The organism is Alistipes finegoldii DSM 17242, assembly GCF_000265365.1.
Taxonomy (GTDB): Bacteria; Bacteroidota; Bacteroidia; order Bacteroidales; family Rikenellaceae; genus Alistipes; species Alistipes finegoldii.
Genome location: NC_018011.1, coordinates 1612412 through 1638440, shown reverse-complemented (window position 1 = coordinate 1638440; position 26029 = coordinate 1612412). Strand labels below are relative to the sequence as shown.

Below are 26029 nucleotides of genomic sequence, written 5' to 3'. Positions count from 1 at the left end.
CAACATCTTCTCAACAAACCACTCGCCAAAAGAGAAATCAACAAACGGGTGTCGGTGGTCTCTCAACTTCTCTTTTGGCTTGTTGAGATTTTGTTGAGAATGTATATCGTTTATTGTCAGTGTATTTATACCCATATTCAACAATTCAACAGAAAAATGATAATATTACAGGGATTCAAGTTGCTCCCTTGTGACGGTGTAGAAGCGTCCCACTCTCCTTATCGGCTCATACCGACACTCCCGATTGCAGTTGAACTGGTAGGTGGTATAAGTCAGTCCGTTTGGCGCAGGGGTCAGTTTCCAACATTCCTGCAACACTTTTCGGACTTGGTGTTTCTCCACCTTTACCTGTGAGTGTACCAGCAAAAGAAGAATGTCGCTGTAACAGAAAGAGAATGTATCCGTGCCGACACTGTCCATGATGTCAAGGACAAGTTCGTGCATCTCTATCTCCAACCGGTTACGGTTGCTGCGGATAATCTTCTGCAAGGCTTCTGTATGCAGCAATGTGGGGTTGAACCACATCCGGCTTTCCTTTTCGGTGAACAGTTTTCTGTGTTGCAGGAAATGGAGAAAGGCGGGTATCTCCGCTTTCAGCTTTTGCAGGAAGTCGGTATCATCGGACTGCAAGCGGTCTATCTTGCGCACCCAATAGCGTGTTTCCCCTGCGTCTATGATTACGGGCAGGTACTCGTTGTTGGAACACAGCACGAATTTGGCGAAGAACGCAATCTCGTCACGGTCTTTGCCTTTGGCTTCCACCTTATAGGAAAGTGTGGTGCTGAGGTTCTTCAACCGCTCGCTGTCCTCCCTGCGGTTGAGAAGCACCTCATCCACCACGATAAGCAACTTGCCAGCCCAGTCGGAATTGAACTGGCTGCGGAAATCCTCGTTGGTGTTGAAAGTCACATTGTTCTGAAAAAGGGCTTTCAGAAAGTTCAGGAAGGTGCTTTTGCCCGTGTTGCGTTCTTCCGACACCAACAGCAGGATAGGCAACTTCTGAATCGGTTGCAGGTAGAGCAGTTGCGGATAGTCCATCCCCAACTCGTATTGTTCCCCGAAGATGTGCCGTACCAAAGATTGGATATGCGATAAATCGCCCTCCTGCGGTCGGTGGTCTATCGGTTCGTAAAGGTTAAGGAACTTGCCGACCACGGAACGGTAGCCGATGTGTTCGGGTACGGTGCAGAAGCCGTCATACTTGGGAACGCTGCCGATGTAATCCTTGCCGTAATCCTGTCGCAGGGTCTCGTTGTTCCATGCGATGCGTTTCTTCACATACCCTCCGTTCAGTCTCGGTTGCTCCACAATCTTGTAGAGCGTTGTCCCGACACGGATAAATTCTTCCTTTGCCATGCCGCCATCCGATGGCGGTCTGTGGCTGTCCTGTTGTTCGATAGCTGACATAATCAAATGGTTTTAAGTTTGAAAATTACCAGCTGCAAAAATATAATCAATTATCGGATAGGTTGTTATGCAAAACACGGCAGAATGGTGACAAATAGCCCCCGAAACAAAAACTTTCAATGGTTTGGGACAGGAAACGGGTTGTGCAAACGGAAAAACTCCCGAAAAGCGAATGTCGGATTACGCTTTTCGGGAGAAAAAACCAGAGCGTCTGTCGTTCTGTCGTACTGACTTAATGAATTACTGACTTACCGAGTGAATTATGTCAGGCATTCAGCTACGAGAAGTATTCGGATTTGGATATACTGTTGGTATTCAGCGAGAAGAAGATGCTTGTTTTCTCTTTTCGCAGGTACAGTCTTTCAAGAACGGCATTGCGTACCCTTTCCGCTCCGAATGTGCCGATATGGAAAGCGAGGGCAACTATCGCTTCAAGGTTGTAAACCTCCATACAGCAATTATCGGATACCCGTATGTTTCGCCTTGTTCCGTATTCCCTTAAAACTCCGTTCTTGCAAAGAGCCTTTACCCCAGCACGGAATGTCGGGGCGGTTACTCCGAACAGGTCGCAAAGTTCCCATTCGTTCATGGCGGTTGCGCCTATATCGGTCGGCAAGGTGATGTTGCCGTTGCCGTCCGTTGTGATGATGCTTCGTTTCATGGCTATGCTTGGTTATGGGGTTACACTTCCGAACGATGCGTTCAGCTTGTTGCCGAACATCGTCAGGTCATTGTCAAGTTTCTGTGTGGTTATCTTCGCATAGATTTGAGTCGTGACAATGTTCGTGTGTCCCAAAACACGGCTCACGCTTTCAATGGGCATCCCCTTGCTAAGAGCCAGTGTCCCAAACGTATGACGTGCACAATGGTAGGAGATTTGCTTCTCTATTCCGCATTCCGCCATTACCTTTTTCAGCTGTTTGCACATCGTCCAATAGTTGATTTTTCCGAAAACCAGCTTGTCTTCCGACAGATACTTGTACCGTTCGATTATCTGCAAGGGAATATCCAGCAGCTTCACTTGGAACGGGACATTTGTCTTGTGCCGTTTCGACAATATCCATTTCTCACCGTTCACCTCCACTATTTCATCCGTTGTGAGTTCTTTCATATCCACGAAAGACAAGGCGGTGAAGCAGGCGAAAATGAACAGGTCTCGCACCAATGCGAGGGTGGGGTTGTCAAACTCGTGCGCCATGATTCTTTTGATTTCGTCCTCTGTCAGATATTCCCGTTCCTTAACATTCGGGCTGATATGGAACTGCGCAAACGGATTTCTCGGTATCAGTCCGTTATAGTGCGCACGCATGACCACGCCTTTCAGCCACATGCAGTTCAGCCAGATGGTGGCGTTTTTCAGTCCCCGTTCAGCCGTAAGATAAGCCGCAAACTCCTTGATGAAGTCGGGTGTAAGTTCCAGCATGGACATATCCGTCCGTCTGTAGAATGACTTGATAAAGGCTGCGACATAGTTCCTTGCCCTTACCATGACCTTGTATGTGCCGATGCTGCGGTCTTTGCCGACACGTTTCAGGAAGTTGGCGCAATCCTTGTCAAAAGCCTTTATCAGTGTCTCATACTCGCTTCCTACCCCTTGGTAGGCATTGCGCACCATTTCAGCCGTTACGTATGCCTCTCGGTCGGATATGCGCTGATAGTGCTTGATGATTTGCGCCTTGATGTTGTCCAATGCCAGATTGATGTTCCGTGCTTCGGCGCTCTTGCCTTTGGCTCGGTTGCCTTTCGCATCCCAAAGGGTTTTCGGGATGGTCTGCTTGCAACTGAACTGCGCCACAGTACCGTTGATTGTCACTCGTCCCATGATGGGGACAATACCGTCTTTCTCCTTGCTGCCGTTCACGTAGAACAGCACTTTGAATGTACTTCTTGCCATACTCGTTTTTTTGTTTGCAAAGTTAAATATCAACGAGTTAGACCTTGATACGCAAATCGGTGACAAACGGTGCAATAGCATCTCTCATATGTTAAATCTTACTCTTTCACGGGTAATGATTTGCAAACCATTCTTCTTCTTAAATCCGCTTTTCTTTGCGTTTTCCGATTTTTCGGCTTGTCATCATTTGACACCGTAGCAACTCTGATATTAAGTCGTTTAGCGTCATTTCTCCCGTTTTTCGAGGTTATTCCAGAGATTTTTCATAAATTTGCCCCGGAATAAGGAACTGAAAGATCAATTCATCAAAATAATTCAAAATCAAAGAGCTATGTTCGCAATCGACAATTACGATTTCAAAGGCAAGCGCGCAATCATCCGCGTGGATTTCAATGTGCCCCTCAACGAAAAGGGCGAGGTGACGGACGACACCCGTATCCGTGCGGCGATCCCCACGATCAAGAAAGTGCTCGAAAAGGGCGGTTCGGTGATCCTGATGTCGCATCTGGGACGTCCCAAGAAGAATCCCGATCCCAAGTTCTCGCTGGAGCAGATCGTTCCCGCCATCGAGAAGCGTCTGGGCGTGAAGGTGATGTTCGCCGGCGACTGCATGGGCGAGAAGGCCGCCGAGATGGCCAAGAACCTCAAGCCCGGCGAGGTGATGCTGCTGGAGAACCTGCGTTTCTACGCCGAGGAGGAGGGCAAGCCCCGCGGTCTGGCCGAAGACGCCACCGACGAGGAGAAGAAGGCCGCCAAGAAGGCGCTGAAGGAGGGTCCGCAGAAGGAGTTCGTCAAGAAGCTCGCATCGTATGCCGACTGCTACATCAACGACGCGTTCGGCACGGCGCACCGCGCACACGCCTCGACGGCCCTGATCGCCGACTATTTCCCCAACGACAAGATGTTCGGCTACGTGATGGAGAACGAGCTGAAGGCCATCGACGGCATCATGCTCAATCCGGAGCGTCCGTTCTGCGCCATTCTGGGCGGTTCGAAGGTTTCGACCAAGATCACCATCATCGAGAATCTGCTCGAAAAGGTCGACGTGCTGGTGCTGGGCGGCGGTATGACCTATACCTTCGCGGCTGCGGAGGGCGGCAAGGTCGGCAACTCGATCTGCGAGCCGGATCAGTTCCAGACGGCGCTCGACATTCTGGCCAAGGCCAAGGAGAAGGGCGTGAAGGTCGTGATGTCGCCCGACGCGCTGATCGCCGACGCATTCTCGGCCGACGCCAATACGAACGTCGCTCCGGCCAACAACATTCCCGACGGCTGGGAAGGCGTGGACATCGCCGACGAGGGCAAGAAGGTCTTCCGCGAGGAGATTCTCAAGTGCAAGACGATCCTCTGGAACGGTCCTGTGGGCGTGTTCGAGATCGACAAATTCGCGACCGGTTCGCGCGCCGTGGCCGAAGCGATCGCCGAAGCCACTTCGAAGGGCGCCTACTCGCTCATCGGCGGCGGCGACTCGGTAGCCTGCATCAACAAGTTCGGACTGGCCGACAAGGTTTCCTATGTCTCGACGGGCGGCGGCGCCCTGCTGGAGTACATGGAGGGCAAGGAGCTTCCGGGCGTTGCGGCCATCCGCAAATAAGCCGGGCTTCCGAACGAGATACGAACAGACAGGGGTGCTCCGGCAAGTACGGACACCCCTGTCGTCACTAAAAACCCGAACCTATGAAAAAGATTTTCATTTTTGCAGCAACAGTAGCTTGTATGGCAAGTTGTCAGAATACATCCAAGACGCCGGCTATCGACATGGCCAATTTCGACCTTTCGGTCGCTCCCGACGCCGATTTTTACCAGTACGCCACGGGCGGATGGCAGAAGAACAACCCGCTGAAGCCCGAATATTCGCGTTACGGCTCGTTCGACGTGCTGCGCGACAACAACGAGAAGCGCATCAACGAGCTTTTCTCGGAGATGACCAAGATCAGCGCCGCACCGGGAAGCGTCGAGCAGAAGATTTCGGACCTCTACAAGATGGGTCTCGATTCTACGCGCCTGAACGCCGAGGGCGCCGCGCCGCTGAAGAGCGCCGTCGGGGAGATCCTCTCCGTCGAGGACCGCGGACAGCTGACCGGCATCGTGGCCAAACTCCACACGACGGTAGCCAATCCGTTCTTCGGCGTGGGCGTGCAGGCCGATCTGATGAACAGCGACATCAACGCCCTCTATATCTCGCAGTCGGGGCTGACGATGGGCAACCGCGACTACTACCTCGATCCTGAGAACGAGCATATCCGCAAGGGCTACAAGGAGTATCTGGGCAGGATATTCCGTTTTGCGGGCATTCCCGAAGCCGACGTCGAAAAGGCGGTCGCCGGCGTGATGAACGTCGAGATGAAGCTGGCCGAGAAGTCGTGGTCGAACGTCGAGCTGCGCAACATTCCCGCGCAGTACAACCCCACGGCGAAGGCCGATTTCGAGAAGATTTACGACGCCGTAGACTGGGAGGCCTACTATAAGGCTATGGGCATCGGCGACTTCGAGACGATCATCGTCACCACGCCGTCGGCCGTCGCCAACGCCAACGACCTGCTGAAAAACGCCCCGCTGGAGGATATCCGCTACTACCTCGCGGCGCAGTATATCGACGCTGCGGCACCCTACCTGAGCGACGACTTCCAGCAGGCGTCGTTCGACTTCTACGGCAAGGTGATGTCGGGCCAGCAGGAGATGAAACCCCGCTGGAAGCGCGCGATGTCGGTGCCCAACGGCACGTTGTCGGAGGCTGTCGGCGAGATGTACGTCGCCAAATACTTCCCCGCCAAGGACAAGGAGCGCATGCTGACGCTGGTGAAGAACCTGCAGACGGCGCTCGGCCAGCACATCGCGGCGCTCGACTGGATGTCGGACGCCACCAAGGCCAAGGCGCAGGAGAAGCTGGCCGCCTTTACGGTGAAGATCGGCTATCCCGACAAGTGGAAGGACTATTCGACGCTGGAGATCGACCCCTCGAAGAGCTATTGGGAGAACATCGTCAATGCCAACCGCTGGTATACGGCCGACAATATCTCGGAACTCGGCAAGCCCGTGGATAAGGAGAAGTGGCACATGTCGCCCCAGACGGTGAACGCCTACTACAACCCCACGACCAACGAGATCTGCTTCCCGGCCGCCATTCTCCAGCCGCCGTTCTACAACCCCGACGCCGACGACGCGGTGAATTACGGTGCCATCGGCGTGGTGATCGGCCACGAGATGACCCACGGATTCGACGATCAGGGCCGCAACTTCGACAAGGACGGCAACATGAACAACTGGTGGACCGAGGCGGATGCCGAGGCGTTCAAGGCCAAGACCGATATTCTCGTGAAACAGTTCGATGCGATCGAGGTGCTGCCCGCCAAGGAGGGCCAGCCTGCCGTCATGGCCAACGGTTCGCTCAGTCTGGGCGAGAACATCGCCGATCAGGGCGGCCTGCGCGTGGCGTACACGGCGTTCCACAACTCGCTGAACGGCGCGGAGCCTGCGCCGATCGACAACTTCACGGCCGACCAGCGTTTCTATCTGGCCTATGCGGCCTTGTGGGCACAGAACATCCGCGACGAGGAGATCGCCCGTCTCACCAAGATCGACGTGCACTCGCTGGGCAAGTGGCGCGTGAACGCCACGCTGCGCAACCTGCAGACGTTCTACGATGCGTTCGACATTACCGACGGGGCCATGTTCATGCCCGAACAGGAGCGTGTGATCGTCTGGTAGGGTATCGTCCGGCGGGATGAAACATCCTGCGATCGAAGGCGGCCGGGACTCCCGGCCGCCTTTTTTATAGGGATTTTAGGGATTTCTTTTACAGAGGGGCTGGCCGGTCTCTCCGGTCCGCCGCCTTGTGGCGGGCGGGTATGCGGCGGATGTGAATTATCGAAAAACGATAAATATTTTTTGATATTCAAAAATTGTTGTTATATTTGTCGCTGAACAAACCCCAAAAATAACTCGCAGCGACTATGGATTTACTTACAGTAGAACATGTCACCAAGCAGTACGCCGGGCACAAGGCCCTCGACGACGTATCGCTTGCCATCCCCAAGGGTTCGGTATACGGCCTGCTCGGTCCCAACGGCGCCGGAAAGACGACCCTGATCCGCATCATCAACCGCATTACGGCGCCCGACAGCGGTCGTGTGATGTTCGGCGGCCGCGAAATTTCGCCTGAGGATGTTTACCGCATCGGCTACCTGCCTGAGGAGCGCGGACTTTACAAGAAGATGAAGGTCGGCGAACAGGCCGTCTTCTTCGCCCGGCTGAAGGGCCTTTCGCGCCGCGAGGCCGTCGTACGGCTCAAGCAGTGGTTCGTGAAGTTCGGCATTCAGGACTGGTGGGACAAGAAGATCGAGGAGTTGTCGAAGGGCATGGCCCAGAAAGTGCAGTTCATCGTCACGGTGCTGCACGAACCCGAACTGCTGATCTTCGACGAGCCTTTTTCGGGTTTCGACCCGATCAACGCCAACCTGCTGAAGGACGAGATACTGGCGCTGCGCGACAAGGGGGCGACGATCATCTTCTCGACGCACAACATGTCGTCCGTCGAGGAGATCTGCGACCATATCACGCTGATAAACAAGTCTCGCAATATTCTTTCGGGCCGTGTGGACGACATTCGCCGCCGTCATGGAAGCAACATCTTCGAAGTGTTCTACCGCGGCGACGAACAGGCGCTGCGCAATGCCGTCGACGGCCGTTGCGAGATTCTGGAAGGCTCGCAGGCGCAGGCGGTCTACACCTCGCTCAAACTGCACGTCGAGCGCGACGAAGAGGTGCGCGGAGTGATCGCCGCGGTGAACGACGCCGTCGAACTGCGCTCGTTTCAGGAGATCATTCCCTCGATGAACGATATTTTCATCCGCGCCGTAAACGGAAACCTTTAAAACGATACGATCATGTCACAAGTCAGCATTATCATAGGGCGCGAATTCAACGAGCGCGTCCGCAAAAAATCCTTCATCATCACCACGCTGCTCATGCCCCTGCTGATGATCGGCCTGATGTTCGCCCCGATGCTCATCATGAAGTATTCGCGCGGCGACGAGAAGCAGATCGCCGTCATCGACGAAAGCGGGCTGGTCGCTCCGAAGCTGCAGAGCGGCGAAGAGCTGGTCTTCCAGACTACGGACCTCTCGACCGAAGCGGCCCGTAAGGAGCTGACCGACAAGTTCGGCGTGCTCTATATCGGCTCGGACATCCTCACCAACCCCAACAACGTGAAGCTTTACGTCAATTCGTCGTCGTCGCTGACGGTCGAGAGCAATATCACGGGGCAGCTCGAAGAGATCATCGAGGCCGAAAAACTCAAGTCGTACAATATCGAGAACCTCTCGCAGATTCTGCAGGAGGTGAAGACCACGGTCGGCATGCAGACCTTCCGCAACGACGAGTCGCAGGAGGAGGAGTCGCAGGCCAAGTCGTCGGTCATCGCCACCGGCGTCGGGTTCGTGCTGGGCATGATCCTCTACATGTTCCTGCTCATTTACGGGTCGATGGTCATGCAGTCGGTCATCGAGGAGAAGAACAGCCGCGTGCTGGAGGTGATGGTGTCGTCGGTGCGGCCCTTCGACCTGATGCTGGGCAAGATACTCGGCGTGGCTTCGGTGGCCGTGGTGCAGGTGCTGATCTGGGGCGTGCTCTGCGCCGTCGGCGCGGCCGTGGCGGTACACATGATGCCGGCCGACGTGCTGGCCGGGGTGCAGGCCATGCAGCAAGGGGTTCCCGACGCCGCGGCGTCGATAGACATGAATCCGGAGATGCTGCAGGTGATGGCCGCCGTGACCGATTTCGGCTATATCCTCCGCATCTTCGCCTACCTGCTGCTGTTCGTCTTCGGCGGATACCTCTTCTACTCGGCGATGTTCGCCGCCGTGGGTTCGGCCGTGGACAGCATTCAGGACGCCCAGCAGTTGCAGACGCCGATCACCATTCCGATCATCCTCGCCCTGCTGGTGATGATAACCGTCATCAACGACCCCAATTCGCAGATGGCTTTCTGGTTCTCGATGATCCCCTTCACCTCGCCCGTGGTGATGATGGCGCGTATTCCGTACGGCATTCCCCTCTGGGAGGTGATCCTTTCGCTGGCGATCCTTTACGCCTCGTTTACCGCGATGGTGTGGCTGGCGGCCAAGATCTACCGCGTGGGAATCTTCATGTACGGCAAAAAGCCGACGTTCAAGGAGCTTTACAAGTGGATTCGGTACAAGTACTAGTCCGTACCGCGATCGCTGAAAATACCGGGCCGTACGACGTCGTACGGCCCGGCTTGTTTTCGGGGCGGGACGGATTTGCGATCCGGGAACGAAAGAGATTCCGGATTCGCGGGTTTTTCGTATCTTTGTCCGAAAGGGTCCGGCGATCGGGGAGTGTGCAAACGTAGATTTCCGCCGAATGTCGCTCCGCATCCTTTGTCTTTGAAGGCATGAAAGAGTCGAAATTCGTCAAAACCAAGATTTTCGCGGGATATGCGATCCTGATCGCGGTCTGCGTCCTTTCGGTAGGCTATGTCTACCGGACGGTGGTGCGTTTTTCGACTCCCGACGGCAGCTATTCCCTGCTCCATACCAAACGCAGCGTCGCGGGACAGACGCTCTACCATCTTTATCAGGCCGAGAGTTACGGTCAGCTGATGATCGCCGGATACCAGTCCTACGAGTCCCGTTACAAACGCGAGCTGCGCACCGTGCGCGGCCTGATCGACTCGCTGCGGGGGCTGACCGCTGCGGAGGATTCGCTGCAGACGATGCGTCTGGACAGCATCGTGCGTCTTCTGGCCGACAAGGAGCGGCGGACGATGAGCCTGCGGCGGACGATCCGTTCGGCCGCCACGTCCAGCCTGCTGGACAAGAATATCCGCGAGCTGATCGGTCCGGCGGACAGCGCGGCGCGCGGGGACAGCGTCGTCGTACGGGCGGCGGACACCGTCGCTTCGCGCGTGGTCGTGCAGGATACGGTGACCGTCCCGCGGCGCAAGCGCAAGTTCTTCCGCCGCTTCGCCGACCTGTTCAGCCCGCCGAAGGAGGAGGCCGGGATGATCATTTCCCGTCACGAACGGGTCGTGGATTCGCTGCCTGCGCCGGAGGTGAAGGATACGATCGCGGTGGTGCTGCGGACGCTGCAGGACCGGGTGACCAGCGACCGCATCGGCATCTACGACCGGGCGTGGAACGAAGGGATGCGCCTGCGGTACAGCAACGAGCTGGTGAACACGAAGATATACCGCCTTATCATGGATTTCGAAGCCGAGGATACGGCTTTTCTGATGAACCGCTTCGAGCAGACGGAGGCCATCCGCCGCCGTTCGTCGCTGACGCTGGGCGTGATCGCCGTCGCGGCCGTGGTGCTCATGCTGCTGTTCGTCGGCATCCTGTGGCGCGACATCAACCGCAGCAACCGCTACCGGCGGGCGCTGGAGCGGGCCAACCGCGACAACGAAGCGCTGCTGGCGGCGCGCGAGAAGCTGATGCTGGCCATCACGCACGACATCAAGGCGCCGCTGGGTTCGGTGATGGGCTATATCGACCTGCTTTCGCGCCTGACCGGCGACAAGCGCGAGGAGCTGTACCTGCATAACATGAAGGAGTCGTCGGAACATCTGCTGGCGCTGGTGAACAGCCTGCTGGACTTCTACCGCCTCGATATCAACAAGGTGGACGTCGATAAGGTCGCGTTCTGCCCGGCGCAGCTGTTCGAAACGATCCGCGCCGGATTTGCGGCGCAGGCCGGGGCGAAGGGCATCGGGCTGACGCTCGACGTCGAACCGGCGGCCGGGCGCGAGGTGGCGGGCGATCCGTTCCGTATCCGGCAGATCGCCGACAACCTGATCTCCAACGCGCTGAAATTTACTGACGAAGGCTCGGTGACGATCCGTGTCGATGTGGTGCAGGGCCGGCTCGTCTTCTCGGTCCGCGATACGGGACGCGGCATCGGACGCGAAGAGAAGGAGCGGATTTTTCAGGAATTCGTGCGTCTGCGCTCGGCGCAGGGCGTCGATGGATTCGGACTGGGGCTGTCGATCGTCGATCGGCTCGTGAAACTGCTGAAGGGGACCATATCGCTCGAAAGCCGTTTGGGCGAAGGGAGCAAATTCATCGTTTCGATCCCGGTGGGACCCGTTTCGGGCGGAGAGGGCCGCAAACTGCGGCCTGCGGAAGCGTGCGTGCCGGCGGTGCGTGGCGGCGTGAAGGCGCTGCTGATCGACGACGATCCTCTGCAGCTCGAAATGACCGCCGCGATGTGCCGTCAGGCGGGTGTCGGAGCCGAGTGCTGTCAGTACCCCGAATATGCCGCGAAACTGGTCGCGGACGGCGGCTTCGACGTGGTGCTGACCGATATACAGATGCCGTCGGCCGACGGTTTCAGCGTCCTTGCGGCGGTGCGCGGCGTGAATTCCGCGCTTCCCGTGGTGGCGGTTTCGGCACGCGGGGAGTTGGAAGCCGGGGATTTCTCGGACCGCGGCTTTGCGGGATGCCTGCGCAAGCCCTTTACGGCTAACGAGCTGATTGCCGTGCTGGACGCCGTTTGCGGCGCGGGAAAGGCCCGAAGCGCAGAGGATGCGGAAGGCGCGGAGAAGAGCGGCGCTGCGGGAATTGTCGTCGGCGCGGGAGAACCCGTCAGTGCGGGGAGGCATGTCGGCAAGAGGGGAGCGGACGGTGCGGCGGACAATGCGCCGGAGGTTTCGGAGGGCGGTGTGAATTTCGGCCCCCTGACGGCCTATGCGGGCGACGATGCGGAAGCGGCGCGCGGGATTCTGGAATCCTTCGCCGAACAGAGCGCCGCGAATTGCCGGTTGCTCGAAGAGGCGCTCGGCAGCGGCGACATTGCCGCGCTGAAAGCCGTGGCGCACAAGATGCTGCCGATCTTCACGATGCTGGGGGCGGCCGGCATTGCCGCGACGCTGCGCACGGCCGAAAGCTGGGAAGGTCCGCTGACCGACGCCCTGCGCGGCGAGATCGGCGCGGCGGCGGAAAATATCCGCGCGATTGTCGCGGAAGCGCAAAAAAAGGTATCTTTGCCCTGAGTATGGAACGGATTTTAATCATAGACGACGATATCACCTTCGCCCTGATGCTCAAGACGTGGCTCTCGAAAAAGGGCTTCCAAACCGAGACGGCGGCGAGCGTCGCGGCGGCCCGTACGGCGCTCGCGGAGGGCGGATTCTCGCTCGTGCTGAGCGATATGCGCCTGCCCGACGAGGACGGCATCGCCCTGCTGCAGTGGATGTCCGGGCAGCATATGGAGATTCCGGTGATCGTGATGACGAGCTACGCCGAGATACAGAACGCCGTGCGCTGCATGAAGCTGGGCGCGCGGGATTACGTGGCCAAGCCGGTCAATCCCGACGAACTGCTGAAAAAGATCCGCGAAGCGCTCGACGTCCCGGCTGCCGGCAGTGAGAAGCCTCCCGTTCCCGCCGCTTCGGCGAAGAAACCGCGGGAGGAGCGTCCCAATTACATCGAGGGCCGCAGCGATGCCGCGCAGCGGCTTTACGAATATGTCCGGCTCGTTGCGCCGACCAACATGTCGGTGCTGGTGACCGGCGCCAGCGGCACGGGCAAGGAGCATGTGGCCCAGCTGATTCACCGCGAAAGCAGGCGTGCCGGGAAGCCTTTCGTGGCCGTGGACTGCGGCGCCGTTCCGCGCGAACTGGCCGCCTCGGAGTTTTTCGGCCACGTCAAGGGTTCGTTTACGGGAGCCGTGGGCGACAAGACGGGCGCCTTCGAAGCCGCGAACGGCGGCACGCTCTTTCTGGACGAGGTCGGCAACCTGAGCTATGAAACGCAGGTGCAGCTGCTCCGCGCCCTGCAGGAGCGGCGCATTCGTCCCGTGGGCGGCAGCCGCGAAATTCCGGTCGATATCCGGCTGATCGCCGCGACGAACGAGGACCTCGAAGCCGCCATCGCGCGCGGTGCGTTCCGCGCCGATCTCTATCACCGCATCAACGAATTCACGCTCCGCATGCCCGAACTGCGGCAGATGCGCGGGGACATCATGCTTTTCGCCGACTTCTTTCTCGATGCGGCGAACCGGGAGCTGGACAAGCGGATCGTGGGCTTCGACCCGCAGGCCGCCGCGGCCATGACCCGCTACGACTGGCCCGGAAACCTGCGGCAGATGAAGAACGCGGTGATGTCCGCGACGCTGCTCTGCACAGGGGATTACATCACCTGCCGCGAACTGCCCGCCGAGTTGTCCGAGGCCCCCGAAACTCCTGCGGTGCCGCTGCGCAATCCGGCCGGCGAGGAGGAGCAGATCCGGCGCGCGCTGGCGATGGCCGGGGGCAACAAGTCGCAGGCAGCCAAACTGCTCGGCATCGACCGCAAGACCCTCTACAACAAGTTGCATCTTTACGGCATCGAATAGCCGCCGGGTGTGGATTATTTCCACACTTTGTAGCGCGATTCCACACCTTTCCACACTCCGGACGATTCCGGCGTGCCTTGCCGACCGCTGTCTATCAGCGGTTTGCCGTTTTTTATCCGGATGGCACGCCGCTTGAACTCCATTTTATCAGAACGGTTGGCGAGACATATCCGAACCGAAGAAGTGAAAAGGAACCTTTTAATTTTAAAAGCGATGAAAAAGACAATTGTAACGATGGCAGCTTTGCTGCTGATGGCTGGCGGAGCGATGGCTTGCGCCCAGCAGCCCGAAAAGAGAGAGGCGACCGAAGCTGCGGCTCCGGCTGCCGACACGCAGGAGAAATCGGCGGCTGACGATGCGGAAAAGACGGATTCGACTGCCGGAGAATCCGCAAAGGAGGAGAGTAAGGTTGAGAGTGAAGGGTCAAGTGAGGGTAACTCCTCCTCCGCATCGGAAGCACCGGCTTCGTCCGCCGAATAGGCTTCCGGGATAATCATCAGTTAAACAATTGTTTGCCGGGGTGCCCCGCCTGTTTTCAGGCGGGGCGCTTTCCTTTTGTGCCGGCAGGTTCGGCGTTTGGCCGGGGGCGGGCGGTTTTCGGGGTATATTGCAGGATGTCGGTTCTGGCGCCCGGCAGGTACGGAAAATCAGGGCCCGGCGGGTTTTTCCGGGATATGATAACGAATCGGGTTGCACCCTTTCCCTCGCAGGCACGAAAAAACGGAGACCCGATCGGGTCTCCGTCGTGCGGGGAGAGCGGATGATTCTCCGCCGGATGCTATTCCTCGATAAAATCGATGTTCACCTGCCGCTGGAACGCTTCCTGCAGCGAGATCTGGGTCTCGGTCGAGGAGACGCCCTGAATGCGCAGGATGCCGTCGAAAATCGTGCGCATGAGGTGCTCGTTGTCCACGCAGTAGAGCTTCACGAGGATATTGCCCGAACCGGTGATGAAGTGCGCCTCCACGATTTCGGGAATCTCCTTGAGCTGTTCCACGGTTTGCTTGAGCAGCTGCGGGTCCTTGAGCGTGATGCTGATGTGGGCGCAGACGTCGAAGCCCATCATTTTGGGATCGACGATCAGCCGGCTGCCCAGAATCACGCCCGAATCGTCGAGTTTGCGGATGCGCTGATGGATCGCGGCGCCTGAGATGCCGCATTCGCGGGCGATCTCAAGAAAGGGCATGCGGGCGTTCTTGATCAGGTATTTGAGGATTTTGCGGTCAATCGCGTCTAAGGATGTTTTCGGCATAGGCTTGAGGGTTTTATTTGATGACATTCAATTCTTTGCCGACCTTGATGAAGGCGGCGATGCAGCGGTCGAGCTGTTCGGTCGTGTGGCCTGCGGAGACCTGCACGCGGATGCGGGCCTGACCCTTCGGCACGACCGGATAGTAGAAGCCCGTCACGAAAACCCCTTCGTCCTGCAACCGGGCGGCGAAGTCCTGCGACAGCTTGGCGTCGTAGAGCATCACGGCGCAGATGGCCGACTGCGTGGGTTTGATGTCGAAACCTGCGGCCATCATGCCTTCGCGGAAGTGCTCCACGTTGGCCACCAGACGGTCGTGCAGTTCGTTGCTTTCGCCCAGCATGCGGAACATTTCGATTCCGGCGCCGACGACGGCAGGGGGCAGCGAGTTGGAGAAGAGGTAGGGGCGCGAACGCTGGCGGAGCATCTCGATAATCTCCCTGCGGCCCGTCGTGAAGCCGCCTACGGCGCCGCCGAAGGCTTTGCCGAGCGTGCCGGTGAGGATGTCCACCTGACCGCGCAGGTCGTAGAGTTCGGTGATGCCGCGGCCGGTTTTGCCCAGCACGCCCGCCGAGTGGCACTCGTCCACCATCACCAGCGCGTCGTATTTCTCGGCCAGCGCGCAGATCTTGTCCAGCGGCGCGGCATTGCCGTCCATCGAGAAGACCCCATCTGTGCAGATGATGCGGAAACGCTGCGCCTGCGCTTGCTTGAGACACTCCTCCAGCTCGGCCATGTCGGCGTTGGCGTAGCGGTAGCGCACGGCCTTGCACAAACGCACGCCGTCGATGATCGACGCATGGTTCAGCGAGTCGGAGATAATGGCGTCCTCCTGACCGAAAATCGGTTCGAAGACGCCTCCGTTGGCGTCGAAGCAGGCGGCGTAGAGGATCGTGTCCTCGGTGCCGAAGTAGTCGGCTATGGCTTTTTCGAGCTGTTTGTGGATGTCCTGACAGCCGCAGATGAAACGCACCGACGACATGCCGTAGCCGCGGTTGTCCATGGCCCGTTTCGCGGCTTCGATCAGCCGCGGGTTGTCCGAAAGTCCGAGGTAGTTGTTGGCGCAGAAATTAAGTACCTTACGACCTGCAACTTCGATCTCCGCGCGCTGCGGCGATTCGATGACCCGTTCGCTCTTGTAGAGCCCTGCAGCCTTGATTTCGGCAAGTTCCTGCTGCAGATGTTCTTTGATTTTTCCGTACATATCCGTTTATGGTTTGATGAATTTCCGGTGCGGGAGGTGTCAATCTGTTAGCAAATATACGATTAATTTCTGAAAACAGACATTCTTCCGCGCTCTTTTTCACGATTGGGGTTACGAATTGTTAGTCCGCTTCGTCTTGCGGCCTCCGCCGGGCCTGCGCAGCCCCTCAGTTCACTCCTTCCGTGCGGCGGGGCCGAGGTTTTTTTGTGCGGCGGATCTCCCGTACTCCCGGCGATTTTCGGGTCCGGATTTGCTTATTTTTTTCGTATTCTTTCCCGTTCTCTTGTTTTTTCGTACCTTTACTACCGTTTTTGCCCGACAGGCCGATTCCAATGATGCGAGACACCTTCGCCGTCGTTCGCCGTCCGGTCAACGCCCGTAAAACCGCAATGAATTACGAACTATATTAAAAAATGCGGAAAAAGAGTAATAATATCGGAGAATGGTTCCTACTAAGGTCTGTTGGAGACGAATCCGTCGATATACTCTTTATCGTGCGCGACAACAGCAAAAGCCTGCCTGATGAGCTTGTTTGCGACAGCGATCATAGCGAGTTTTCCCGATTTTCCGTTTTGCCTGAGCCTCGTATAGGTCTCTTTGCATTGGGCATTGAACCTACTGGCAGGCCAAGCGGCGATATAGAGAAGTCCTCTAGTGTATGCGTCTCCGTTTCGGTTGATATGCCCTTTGATGTTTACCGAAGTTCCGGACTGTTCGTAAGTGGGACAAATTCCGAGATACCGGGACACCTGCTTGGCATTTTGGAAGTAGGTAAAGCCTCCAGTAGTGATGATGAGCGCCGTGGCAAGCGTTATGCCTATCCCTTTGATGGTCGTCAGCAGCGCGAGTTGTCGGCTGAACTCCACTTCGACAAGATCCGTGAGTTCCGCCTGGAGCCTGTCACGCTTCTTTTCAAGGAACTTGATAGTTTCGTCTACGGTATGAGTTGCACCTTTGTCCGGGACAGGCAGACATGCAAGAGAGCCACGAAGGTTCGACATGGCGGTAATCTGCTTAGTAAGTTGGCGAATGACGGTTCTTTTCTGTCGGAGCCGCAGGATGGCCTCTCCCTGTACCTTGAAAGGACGCGGGTTCATCTTCTCTCCGTACAAGGTAATGAGTCGTGCATCGCTCTTATCGGTCTTGACCGTAGAGAGCAAGGCTTTGGCGAAGTTCTTTACCTTCAGCGGATTCTCCATGCTGACAGTAATTCCGGCGACATTGAGCATATACAGCAGCAAGGCGCTGTAATTCCCTGTCGCCTCCATAACACAGTGGATACTGCCGTCTTTGGGGAGAGTCCCGATAAACTGTCTGATACCAGCGGTCGTGTTGTTAAAAGTACGGATCTCCCCGCCTTTGTCGGAGGAGTAAGCTACCACGAATGTAGCCTTGCTCACGTCGATTCCAATGTACCTCATGGCCGTTCATTTTTTGGTTTTAACGACATCGCTTACATCTTGGTCCTTCATTGCGAATACGGGCTCAGACACCTTACGAACTATCCGGATTCTGATGTAAAGAGTATGGGGTCAGAACATAATTCCCGGTTTAGAAAACCAATGAGAGATCGGACTTATTCCATACTCTGATGTCTTAACTATTCAAATTTAATTAACTAATTACAAATATACAATGATGAAAAAAAGTGCAATTCTGCTGCTTCTGCTCTTCGCCGCGCCGGCGGCCGGGGCGCAGCCCTTCTACCGCAAACCCGTCGCCCCGGTGCGCAACGTCATCGTGATGATTCCCGACGGGACCTCCACGAGCGTCCTCGCCGCGGCGCGCTGGTATAAATTCTACAACGACCCTTCGCAGCGGACGCTCAACCTCGATTCCTGCCTTTGCGGGCTGGTCGGGAGCTTCTCGTCCGATTCGCCGATTCCCTGCTCGGCCCCGGCCATGTCGGCCTACATGACGGGCATGCCCCAGCAGGCGGGCAACGTTTCGGTCTATCCGGCGGCCAATCCCGCGCAGGATATCGTCGAGGTCGAATCCGGACGGGCCTGTCAGCCGCTGGCGACGCTGCTCGAAGCGGCCAAGCACGACCGGGGAAAGGCTGCGGGACTCGTCGTGACGGTCGATTTCTGCCATGCGACGCCCGCCGCCTGCGCTTCGCACCACTACTCCCGCCACGCCTATTCCGCGCTGGCGGCGCAGATGGCGGGCAACGACTTGGACGTGATGTTCGGCGGCGGCCGGAAGCAGGTCTCGGACGCCATGCGGGCGTATTTGCGCGGCAGCGGCGCGACGCTTATCGAGCAGGATGCCGCGGCGTTCCGCGCCTACGACGGCAAAGGCCCCGTGTGGTCGCTCTTCGCGCAGGGGAACATGAGTTACGACCTCGACCGGAACGATGCCGAACAGCCGTCGCTGGCCGAGATGACGGCCAAGGCGCTGGAGGTGCTGGACAGGCATGAAAACGGCTTTTTCCTGATGGTTGAGGGCAGCCGCGTCGATATGGCGGCGCATGCCAAGGACCCCGTGGGGGTGATTACCGAGATGCTGGCCTTCGACAAGGCCGTGGGCGTGGCGCTCGATTTCGCCCGCCGCGACGGGCGGACGGCCGTTGTCATCATGCCCGACCACGGCACTTCGGGGCTGAGTTTCGGCGACGGGGCCTATAAGGATTACGCCTCCAAGGGACTCGATTCGGCCTATATGAATATCTCGAAGGTGCGCCGCACGGCTTCGGGACTCGAAAAAATACTGCTCAAGGCGCGGCCGGAACAGATCCGGCCCCTGTTCCGCGAATACACGGGCATCGAGCTTACGGACGATGAAGTGGCCCTGCTCCGGAGTTCGCGCAACTATACCGAGGCCGACTACATGAAGGTCGCCAACAGCGTGAACATGGTATCGAGCATTGCCCGCATCGTGACCTCCCGCACCCATTTCGGGTTCCTCAGCGGCAGCCATACCGCCGAAGACGTCTTTCTGGCGGCTTACCACCCGGAGGGCGACCTGCCCGTGGGGCGCAATACCAATACGGAGATTCATGCCTACATGGCCGACCTGCTCGGTTTGGAGCGTCCGTTGGCTGAATTGACCGGCGAACTGTTCGCACCGCATACCGAGGTGTTCCGCGGCGCGAAGTGCTCGATTTCGGCGGCCGAAGGGCAGATGCCCTGCCTGACGGTTCGCAAGGGGCGCCGTACGCTACGCGTACCGGCCTACGGTTCGGTCGCCTACCTCGACGGCAAGCCCCTGAAACTGCGCTCGGCAGTGGTCTATATCGACCGCAACGACACGTTCTACCTGCCGCGCGAGCTGGGCGAAAAATTCTGACCCGGCAAATTTTTCCGGCGGTCGGCGCGCATTGGGGCGGTGTCCGGCACACATTTGGGCGGCGTCCGGCAAATTTTTCCGGCGGCTTTCGGGACCCCTTCCGGATTTATACGGCCCGCTCCGGACTTCGGCGAGAAGTCCCGGAGCGGGTTTTTTCGCGCCGGAGGTTCAGGATTTCGGGCGGTTTTGAGGGATAACCGCTTTTTCTTGTTATATTTGTGACTCAAATAAAAACCTCAACTTATGAAAAAATCGTGTGTTTTAGTCAGCGGCGGCGCCGGTTATATCGGTTCGCATACCGCCGTGGAACTGATAGGCGCCGGTTACGACGTGGTGATCGTCGATAATCTCTCGAACAGCGACATGGACGCCGTCGAGGGAGTCCGCAGGATCACGGGCGTCGAAGTGCCGTTCGAAAAGGCGGACTGCTGCGACCGCGACGCTTTTCGCAAAGTGTTCGAAAAGTACGACTTCGACTCGGTGATTCATTTCGCGGCGTCGAAGGCCGTGGGCGAGTCGGTCGGCAAGCCGCTGGAATACTACCGCAACAACCTCGTTTCGTTTATGAACGTCATCGACCTCATGCGTGAGTTCGGACGTCACAACATCGTCTTCTCGTCGTCGTGTACGGTTTACGGCGAGGCCGACAAGCTGCCCGTGACGGAGCAGACGCCCCGCAAGCCTGCGACCTCGCCCTACGGCAACACCAAGCAGATGTGCGAGGACATCCTGCGCGATTCGCTGGCGGCCTACGAGGGCATGAAGGGCATCGCCCTGCGCTATTTCAACCCCATCGGCGCGCATCCTTCGGCCCTGATCGGCGAACTGCCGCGCGGCGTGCCGCAGAATCTGGTCCCCTACATCACGCAGACGGCCGCCGGACTCCGCGAATGCCTTTCGGTCTTCGGCGACGACTATCCGACGCCCGACGGCTCGAACATCCGCGACTATATCGACGTGGTGGACCTCGCCAAAGCCCATGTGACGGCGATCGCGCGCATGATCGAGGGCAAGAACAGGGAGAAGTACGAAATCTTCAACATCGGCACGGGACGCGGCGTTTCGGTGCTCGAACTGGTGCGTAAGTTCGAAGAGGTGAACAACCTGAAACTCAACTACAAGATCGTGGGCCGCCGTGCGGGCGACATCGTGGCGATCTGGGCCGATCCGTCGTATGCCAACGACGAACTGGGTTGGAAGGCCGAACGTTCGCTCGACCAGACGCTGGCTGCGGCGTGGAAATGGGAGAAGCATATCCGCGGCATCGAATAACCGCCTCCGGCATGCCGGACCGCGGCGCTGCGTTTCGGCGGCGAAAGCTGCCGGGAGTGCTTCGCAAGCGTGCTTTCGGATAAATTTAGGGAGGCCCCGGATTCCGGGGCCTCCCTCTGCTTAAAACATGCTGAAGTTTTCGGAAGGTTCGGTCGGTGAAGTGTTTTAAGCGTATGCGGTGCTAACCGTGCGTCAGGTCGGTGTTGTGGACGCCCAGCACGGCGCGGCCCGACGGGTCGTTCCTGTCGCGGAACGCCGCGTCCCAAGCCAGCGCCTCGGCGGTGCTGCACGCCACGGAGGGCACCGAAGGAACGCACTGGGCCGCGGTCTGCGACGGGAAGTGCTCTTCGAAGATCGTGCGGTAATAGTACTCCTCCTTGTTGCGGGGCGGATTGATCGGGAACCGCTCGGCGGCGTGTTCCATTTCGCGGTCGGAGACCGCTTCGGAGGTGATTCGTTTCAGGGTGTCGATCCAGCCGTAGCCCACGCCGTCGGAGAACTGCTCCTTCTGCCGCCAGACGATCTCTTCGGGAAGCAGATCCTCGAAAGCCTTGCGCAGAATCCACTTCTCGATACGCCCGTCCTTAGCCATTTTCGCTTCGGGATCGATGCGCATGGCCACGTCCAGAAACTCCTTGTCGAGGAACGGCACGCGTCCCTCGACGCCCCATGCGGAGAGCGATTTGTTGGCCCGCAGGCAGTCGTAGAGGTGGAGCTTGCCGACCTTGCGCACGGTCTCCTCGTGGAATGCGCGGGCGTTCGGGGCCTTGTGGAAATAGAGATAGCCGCCGAAGACTTCGTCGGCGCCCTCGCCCGAAAGCACCATCTTGATGCCCATGGATTTGATGACGCGCGCCAGCAGGTACATCGGCGTAGACGCCCGCACGGTGGTCACGTCGTACGTCTCGATGAAGTAGATCACGTCGCGCAAGGCGTCCAGACCCTCCTGAATAGTATAGTGGATTTCGTGGTGCACAGTGCCGATCCGGTCGGCCACCTTGCGGGCCGCCGCGAGGTCGGGGGAGCCTTCGAGTCCGATGGCGAAGGAGTGGAGCCGGGGCCACCACGCCCGGTCGCGGTCGTGCGATTCGACGCGCCGGTCGGCGAATTTCCGCGCCACGGCCGAGATGATCGACGAGTCGAGACCTCCCGACAGCAGCACGCCGTAGGGCACGTCGGACATCAGCTGCCGCTTGACGGCCGCTTCGAGGGCGGCGCGCAGGGCCGGAATGTCGGCGCCGGTCTCTTTCACGGCGTCGTATTCGAACCAGTCGCGGTCGTACCAGCGGACCATTTTTCCCTCTTTGCTCGACCAGTAGTGGCCCGGCAGGAAGGGCTGGATCGTGGTGCAGACCCCTTCGAGGGCTTTCAGCTCCGAGGCCACGTAGAACTGCCCGTCGCGGTCCCAGCCGATGTAGAGCGGGATGACGCCGATCGGATCGCGGGCGATCAGGTATTCGTCGTTTTCGATGTCGTACAGCGCGAAAGCGAAGATGCCGCTGATCTTTTCGAGCAGTCCGACGCCCATTTTTTGGTAAAGTGGCAGGATCACCTCGCAGTCCGAGCCTGTCCGGAAATCGTACTCCCCGGCCAGCTCGTCGCGGATTTCCCGATGGTTGTATATCTCGCCGTTGACAGCCAGCACCAGTTTCCCGTCGCGGCTGAAAAGGGGCTGTCCGCCCGACTGGGGATCGACGATCGAAAGCCGCTCGTGGGAGAGAATCGCCCGTTCGCCGCAGTAGACGCCCGACCAGTCGGGTCCCCGGTGGCGGATATTTTTCGACATTTTCAGCACCTGCGTGCGCAGCGCATCCGATTTCTGCCGGATGTCAAACAGTCCTACGAATCCACACATTTTCTGTTCGTTTGTTGTCATGGAACCCTCCCTTGGAATAGGCGGTTCCGGGGTTTGTCAATAGGATAAGCCGGGCGTGCGCCGCCGGCGGGCGGGCCGATGCCGGGGACGTACTTTGTGCCGCACCTCCCCGGCGTCGCCCGCATTGCGTCAGTTGTTTTCGGGGCGCAGCTTGCGCACCACGGCGCCGGTCTGCCACATCTCGCTCTCACGCATCTGGCGCAGCTCTTCGTCGAGCTTCTCGCGGTAGTCGGGCTTGCTGTTGAGGTCGATCGAACGCTGGGCCTCGTTGCCGGCGGCGACTTCGCGGTAAAGCTCCTCGAAGACGGGTTTCGTGGCGTCGCGGAAACGTTTCCACCAATCCAGCGCGCCGCGCTGGGCCGTGGTCGAGCAGTTGGCGTACATCCAGTCCATGCCGTTCTCGGCGACCAGCGGCATGAGCGACTGCGTCAGCTCCTCGACCGTCTCGTTGAAGGCTTCCGAGGGGGTGTGGCCGTTGGCGCGAAGCGTCTCGTACTGGGCGGCGAAAATGCCCTGAATGGCGCCCATCAGCGTGCCGCGCTCGCCCGTCAGGTCGGAGTAGACCTCGCGTTTGAAGTCGGTTTCGAACAGGTAGCCCGAACCTACGCCGATGCCCAGCGCCACCACGCGCTCGAAGGCGCGGCCCGTGGCGTCTTGGAAGACCGCATAGCTCGAATTGAGTCCCCGGCCCTGCAGGAACATGCGCCGCAGCGAGGTGCCCGAACCTTTGGGGGCGATCAGGATCACGTCCACGTCGGCCGGGGGCACGATACCCGTGCGTTCCTTGTAGGTGATGCCGAAGCCGTGCGAGAAGTAGAGCGCCTTGCCCGGCGTGAGGTGTTTTTCGATGGTGGGCCATACGGCGATCTGACCCGCGTCGGACAGCAGGTACTGGATGATCGTCGCGCGCTCGGCGGCCTCTTCGATGCCGAAGAGCGTCTTGCCCGGCTCCCAGCCGTCGGCGACGGCCTTCTCCCAGCTCTTGCTGCCCTCGCGCTGGCCGACGATGACGTTCAGGCCGTTGTCCCTGAGGTTGAGCGACTGCCCCGGACCCTGCACGCCGTAGCCGATGACGGCGATGGTTTCGTTTTTCAGGACTTCGCGGGCCTTCTCCAAGGGGAACTCCTCGCGCGTAACAACATTTTCTTCGACTCCGCCGAAATTGATCTTTGCCATAATTAGTATGATTTAAAAGTGATTTGAATTCGTCTGCCGTCGGCTGCGTTCCAGCTCTTCGAGGTACTCGTTGAGCAGTTCGCGCCGCGATTTGATGATGGCTACGATGCCGCTGCGCACGAACTGCTGCACGCCGTAGGGCTGCAGCAGGCAGAACAGCTCCTTGGTCTCGGCCTTGTGGCCCGTCTTCTCGACCACGATGTAGTCGTCGTCGATTTCGAGGATACGGACGTTGTGCTGGCGCACGAGGCGCTCGACGCTGCGGCTGCGCGTCACCTTGTAGAGGGCGATCTCCTGCTGCACCACTTCGTCGGAGGTGTAGACGAAAGTCTTCAGCACGTCGATCTTCTTTTCGATCTGCCGCACCAGCTTTTCGACCCGGTCCGGTCCGGTGCGGACGACGATCGTGAACTTATGGATGCCCGCCAGCGCCGACTCGGAGGTCGTGAGGCTCTCGATATTGACGTCGCGGCTGGTGAAAACCGTGGTGATCTGGTTCAGCAGACCCACCTTGTTTTCCGAAAATACGGTGATGATATACTCTTGTTCTTCCATTCTCGTTCGGGTTTTACTCCAGCCGGATCGCTGCGACGGGCGCGCCGGCCGGCACCATGGGAAATACGTTGTCTTCGCCCTCGACGCGCACTTCGAGCAGGTATGCGCCCCGGCAGGCCTGCATCTCGGCGATGGCGTCGGAAAGCTCCCCGCGCCGCTCGACGCAGCGGTAGGCGATGCCGTTGCCGCGGGCGATCAGCCCGAAATCGGGGTTTTTCAGCTCGGTGAACGAATAGCGGCGGTCGTAGAAAAGCTCCTGCCACTGGCGGACCATGCCCAGAAACGAGTTGTTCAGCAGGACGATCTTCACGGCCACCTGCGACTGGAAGATCGTGCCCAGCTCCTGAATGGTCATCTGCAGACCGCCGTCGCCCACGAAAAGGCACACTTCGCGGTCGGGGGCGCCCAGCTTGGCCCCGATGGCCGCGGGAAGCCCGAAACCCATCGTTCCCAGCCCGCCCGAAGTCACCATGCTCCGGCTGCGGCGGAACCCGAAATAACGGGCCGCGAACATCTGCTGCTGACCCACGTCGGTCACCAGCACCGCGTCGTTGTCGTAGGCGCGGGCCACGGCGGCGACCGCTTCGCCCATGCGGATACGGCCTTCGGCGGGATGGACCGCCCGGCGGATCACCTTCTCGTATTCGATCTTGTCGCAGGCGCGGAATTCGTCGATCCATGCCCGGTGGCTGCGGGCTTGTATGCGCCCGGTGAGCAGCGGAAGGGTCTGTTTCACGTCGCCGACCAGCGCAACGTCGGCCGGGACGATCTTGCCGATCTCGGCGGGATCGATTTCGAGGTGGATGATCTTGGCGTTCGCCCCGAAACAGCCCGGATTGCCCGTCACGCGGTCGTCGAAGCGCATGCCCACGGCGAGGAGCAGGTCGCAGTCCCGGTTTTTGATGTTGGGACCGTAGTTGCCGTGCATGCCCAGCATGCCGACGTACTGCGGCGAGTCGGTCGGCAGGGCCGAAAGCCCCAGCAGGGTCGATGCGGCGGGCATGCCGCTCTTGTCGAGGAAGGCGCGCAGCTCCGCTTCGCCGCCGCTCAGGATCACGCCCTGCCCGACCATGACCAGCGGCCGCTGTGTGGCGTCGATCAGCCTTGCCGCTTCGGCGATGCGCTCTTCGGAGGGAACCGATGCGGGGACATAGCTGCGGATCGAAGCCACTTTCTCGTAGCTGAACGGGGCCGTTCCGCACTGGGCGTCCTTGGTGATGTCCACGACCACGGGGCCGGGGCGGCCCGAACGGGCGATGTAGAACGCCTTGGCGATGGCGCCCGGAATCTCTTCGGTGCGCTTGACCTGACAGTTCCATTTGGTGACGGCCTGCGTGATGCCCACGAAATTGGTCTCCTGAAAGGCGTCGGTGCCCAGCAGCGACGAACCGACCTGTCCGGTTACGAGCACCAGCGGCGTGGAGTCCATCAGCGCGTCGGCGAGTCCCGTCACGGTATTGGTGGCGCCGGGGCCGGAGGTGACCAGACAGACCCCCACGCGGCCGCTGACGCGGGCGTAGCCCTGCGCGGCGTGTACGGCGCCCTGTTCGTGCCGCACGAGGATGTGGCGCAGGCGGTCGCGGTAGTCGTAGAGTGCGTCGTAGACGGGGATGATCGCCCCGCCGGGGTAGCCGAAAATCGTATCGACGCCCTCGCGCAGGAACGATTCGATCAGGGCCTGCGCTCCCGTGACGGAGGGACCGGGCTGCGGTTCGGACATGTTTGTTTGCGTCGTATCCATGATTGCTGCTG

19 protein-coding genes are annotated in these 26029 nt (G+C 58.9%); 8 read left to right on the top strand and 11 right to left on the bottom strand.

Annotation, left to right across the window (positions count from 1 at the left end; genetic code table 11):
• Nucleotides 1-165 precede the first annotated feature (165 nt).
• The 3 genes from ALFI_RS07235 to ALFI_RS07225 form a co-directional block, all read right to left on the bottom strand.
• Nucleotides 166-1407 (bottom strand): primase-helicase family protein, encoded by a 1242-nt coding sequence (locus ALFI_RS07235; protein WP_014775338.1) that lies wholly within the window; start codon nt 1405-1407, stop codon nt 166-168.
• Between the two features lie 277 nt (nt 1408-1684).
• A complete protein-coding gene (locus ALFI_RS07230; RefSeq protein ID WP_014775337.1) occupies nt 1685-2068 on the bottom strand; it encodes a hypothetical protein in 384 nt (127 codons plus the stop codon).
• A gap of 12 nt (nt 2069-2080) precedes the next feature.
• Nucleotides 2081-3301: a site-specific integrase gene (locus ALFI_RS07225; protein WP_011966713.1), complete on the bottom strand. Its 1221-nt coding sequence runs from the start codon at nt 3299-3301 to the stop codon at nt 2081-2083.
• Between the two features lie 331 nt (nt 3302-3632).
• On the opposite strand from ALFI_RS07225, the gene ALFI_RS07220 reads away from it, so the two are divergent.
• The 6 genes from ALFI_RS07220 to ALFI_RS07195 all read left to right on the top strand — a co-directional run bounded on the left by ALFI_RS07220 (nt 3633) and on the right by ALFI_RS07195 (nt 13657).
• Nucleotides 3633-4895 (top strand): phosphoglycerate kinase, encoded by a 1263-nt coding sequence (locus ALFI_RS07220; protein ID WP_009598440.1) that lies wholly within the window; start codon nt 3633-3635, stop codon nt 4893-4895.
• Between the two features lie 83 nt (nt 4896-4978).
• A complete protein-coding gene (locus ALFI_RS07215) occupies nt 4979-7009 on the top strand; it encodes a M13 family metallopeptidase (protein WP_014775336.1) in 2031 nt (676 codons plus the stop codon).
• 245 nt (nt 7010-7254) lie between these two features.
• Nucleotides 7255-8175: an ABC transporter ATP-binding protein gene (locus ALFI_RS07210; RefSeq protein ID WP_009598430.1), complete on the top strand. Its 921-nt coding sequence runs from the start codon at nt 7255-7257 to the stop codon at nt 8173-8175.
• 12 nt (nt 8176-8187) lie between these two features.
• Entirely contained in the window at nt 8188-9507 is a 1320-nt protein-coding gene (locus tag ALFI_RS07205) for an ABC transporter permease (protein WP_014775335.1), read from the top strand.
• Between the two features lie 209 nt (nt 9508-9716).
• Nucleotides 9717-12314, top strand: a complete 2598-nt coding sequence (locus ALFI_RS07200) for a hybrid sensor histidine kinase/response regulator (protein WP_014775334.1) — start codon at nt 9717-9719, stop codon at nt 12312-12314.
• A 2-nt stretch (nt 12315-12316) separates the two neighbouring features.
• The gene (locus tag ALFI_RS07195; protein WP_014775333.1) at nt 12317-13657 is read left to right on the top strand and encodes a sigma-54-dependent transcriptional regulator; all 1341 of its coding nucleotides are present in this window, start codon (nt 12317-12319) and stop codon (nt 13655-13657) included.
• 14 nt (nt 13658-13671) lie between these two features.
• On the opposite strand, the gene ALFI_RS16910 is transcribed toward ALFI_RS07195, so the two are convergent.
• The 4 genes from ALFI_RS16910 to ALFI_RS07175 all read right to left on the bottom strand — a co-directional run bounded on the left by ALFI_RS16910 (nt 13672) and on the right by ALFI_RS07175 (nt 17531).
• Complete coding sequence (locus ALFI_RS16910) at nt 13672-14154, bottom strand: hypothetical protein (protein WP_014775332.1); 483 nt, start codon at nt 14152-14154, stop codon at nt 13672-13674.
• A 281-nt stretch (nt 14155-14435) separates the two neighbouring features.
• Nucleotides 14436-14909 (bottom strand): Lrp/AsnC family transcriptional regulator, encoded by a 474-nt coding sequence (locus tag ALFI_RS07185; protein ID WP_009598456.1) that lies wholly within the window; start codon nt 14907-14909, stop codon nt 14436-14438.
• Between the two features lie 13 nt (nt 14910-14922).
• Nucleotides 14923-16110: a glycine C-acetyltransferase gene (gene kbl / locus ALFI_RS07180; RefSeq protein ID WP_009598459.1), complete on the bottom strand. Its 1188-nt coding sequence runs from the start codon at nt 16108-16110 to the stop codon at nt 14923-14925.
• A gap of 452 nt (nt 16111-16562) precedes the next feature.
• Nucleotides 16563-17531: an IS110 family RNA-guided transposase gene (locus ALFI_RS07175; protein WP_014774638.1), complete on the bottom strand. Its 969-nt coding sequence runs from the start codon at nt 17529-17531 to the stop codon at nt 16563-16565.
• Between the two features lie 217 nt (nt 17532-17748).
• Between ALFI_RS07175 and ALFI_RS07170 the strand changes: the two genes are divergently transcribed.
• The gene (locus ALFI_RS07170; RefSeq protein WP_244265023.1) at nt 17749-19398 is read left to right on the top strand and encodes an alkaline phosphatase; all 1650 of its coding nucleotides are present in this window, start codon (nt 17749-17751) and stop codon (nt 19396-19398) included.
• 243 nt (nt 19399-19641) lie between these two features.
• The gene (gene galE / locus ALFI_RS07165; RefSeq protein ID WP_014775330.1) at nt 19642-20670 is read left to right on the top strand and encodes a UDP-glucose 4-epimerase GalE; all 1029 of its coding nucleotides are present in this window, start codon (nt 19642-19644) and stop codon (nt 20668-20670) included.
• A gap of 181 nt (nt 20671-20851) precedes the next feature.
• Here galE and asnB read toward each other — a convergent pair whose 3' ends face one another.
• The 4 genes from asnB to ilvB form a co-directional block, all read right to left on the bottom strand.
• Nucleotides 20852-22525, bottom strand: a complete 1674-nt coding sequence (asnB, locus tag ALFI_RS07160; RefSeq protein ID WP_014775329.1) for an asparagine synthase B — start codon at nt 22523-22525, stop codon at nt 20852-20854.
• A 150-nt stretch (nt 22526-22675) separates the two neighbouring features.
• Nucleotides 22676-23722, bottom strand: coding sequence for a ketol-acid reductoisomerase (ilvC, locus tag ALFI_RS07155; protein ID WP_014775328.1), 1047 nt, complete (start codon nt 23720-23722; stop codon nt 22676-22678).
• A 12-nt stretch (nt 23723-23734) separates the two neighbouring features.
• On the bottom strand, nt 23735-24277 hold the full coding sequence (gene ilvN, locus ALFI_RS07150; protein ID WP_014775327.1) for an acetolactate synthase small subunit: 543 nt from the start codon (nt 24275-24277) through the stop codon (nt 23735-23737).
• Nucleotides 24278-24290: 13 nt separating this feature from the next.
• Nucleotides 24291-26018, bottom strand: coding sequence for a biosynthetic-type acetolactate synthase large subunit (gene ilvB / locus ALFI_RS07145; protein WP_014775326.1), 1728 nt, complete (start codon nt 26016-26018; stop codon nt 24291-24293).
• Nucleotides 26019-26029 lie beyond the last annotated feature (11 nt).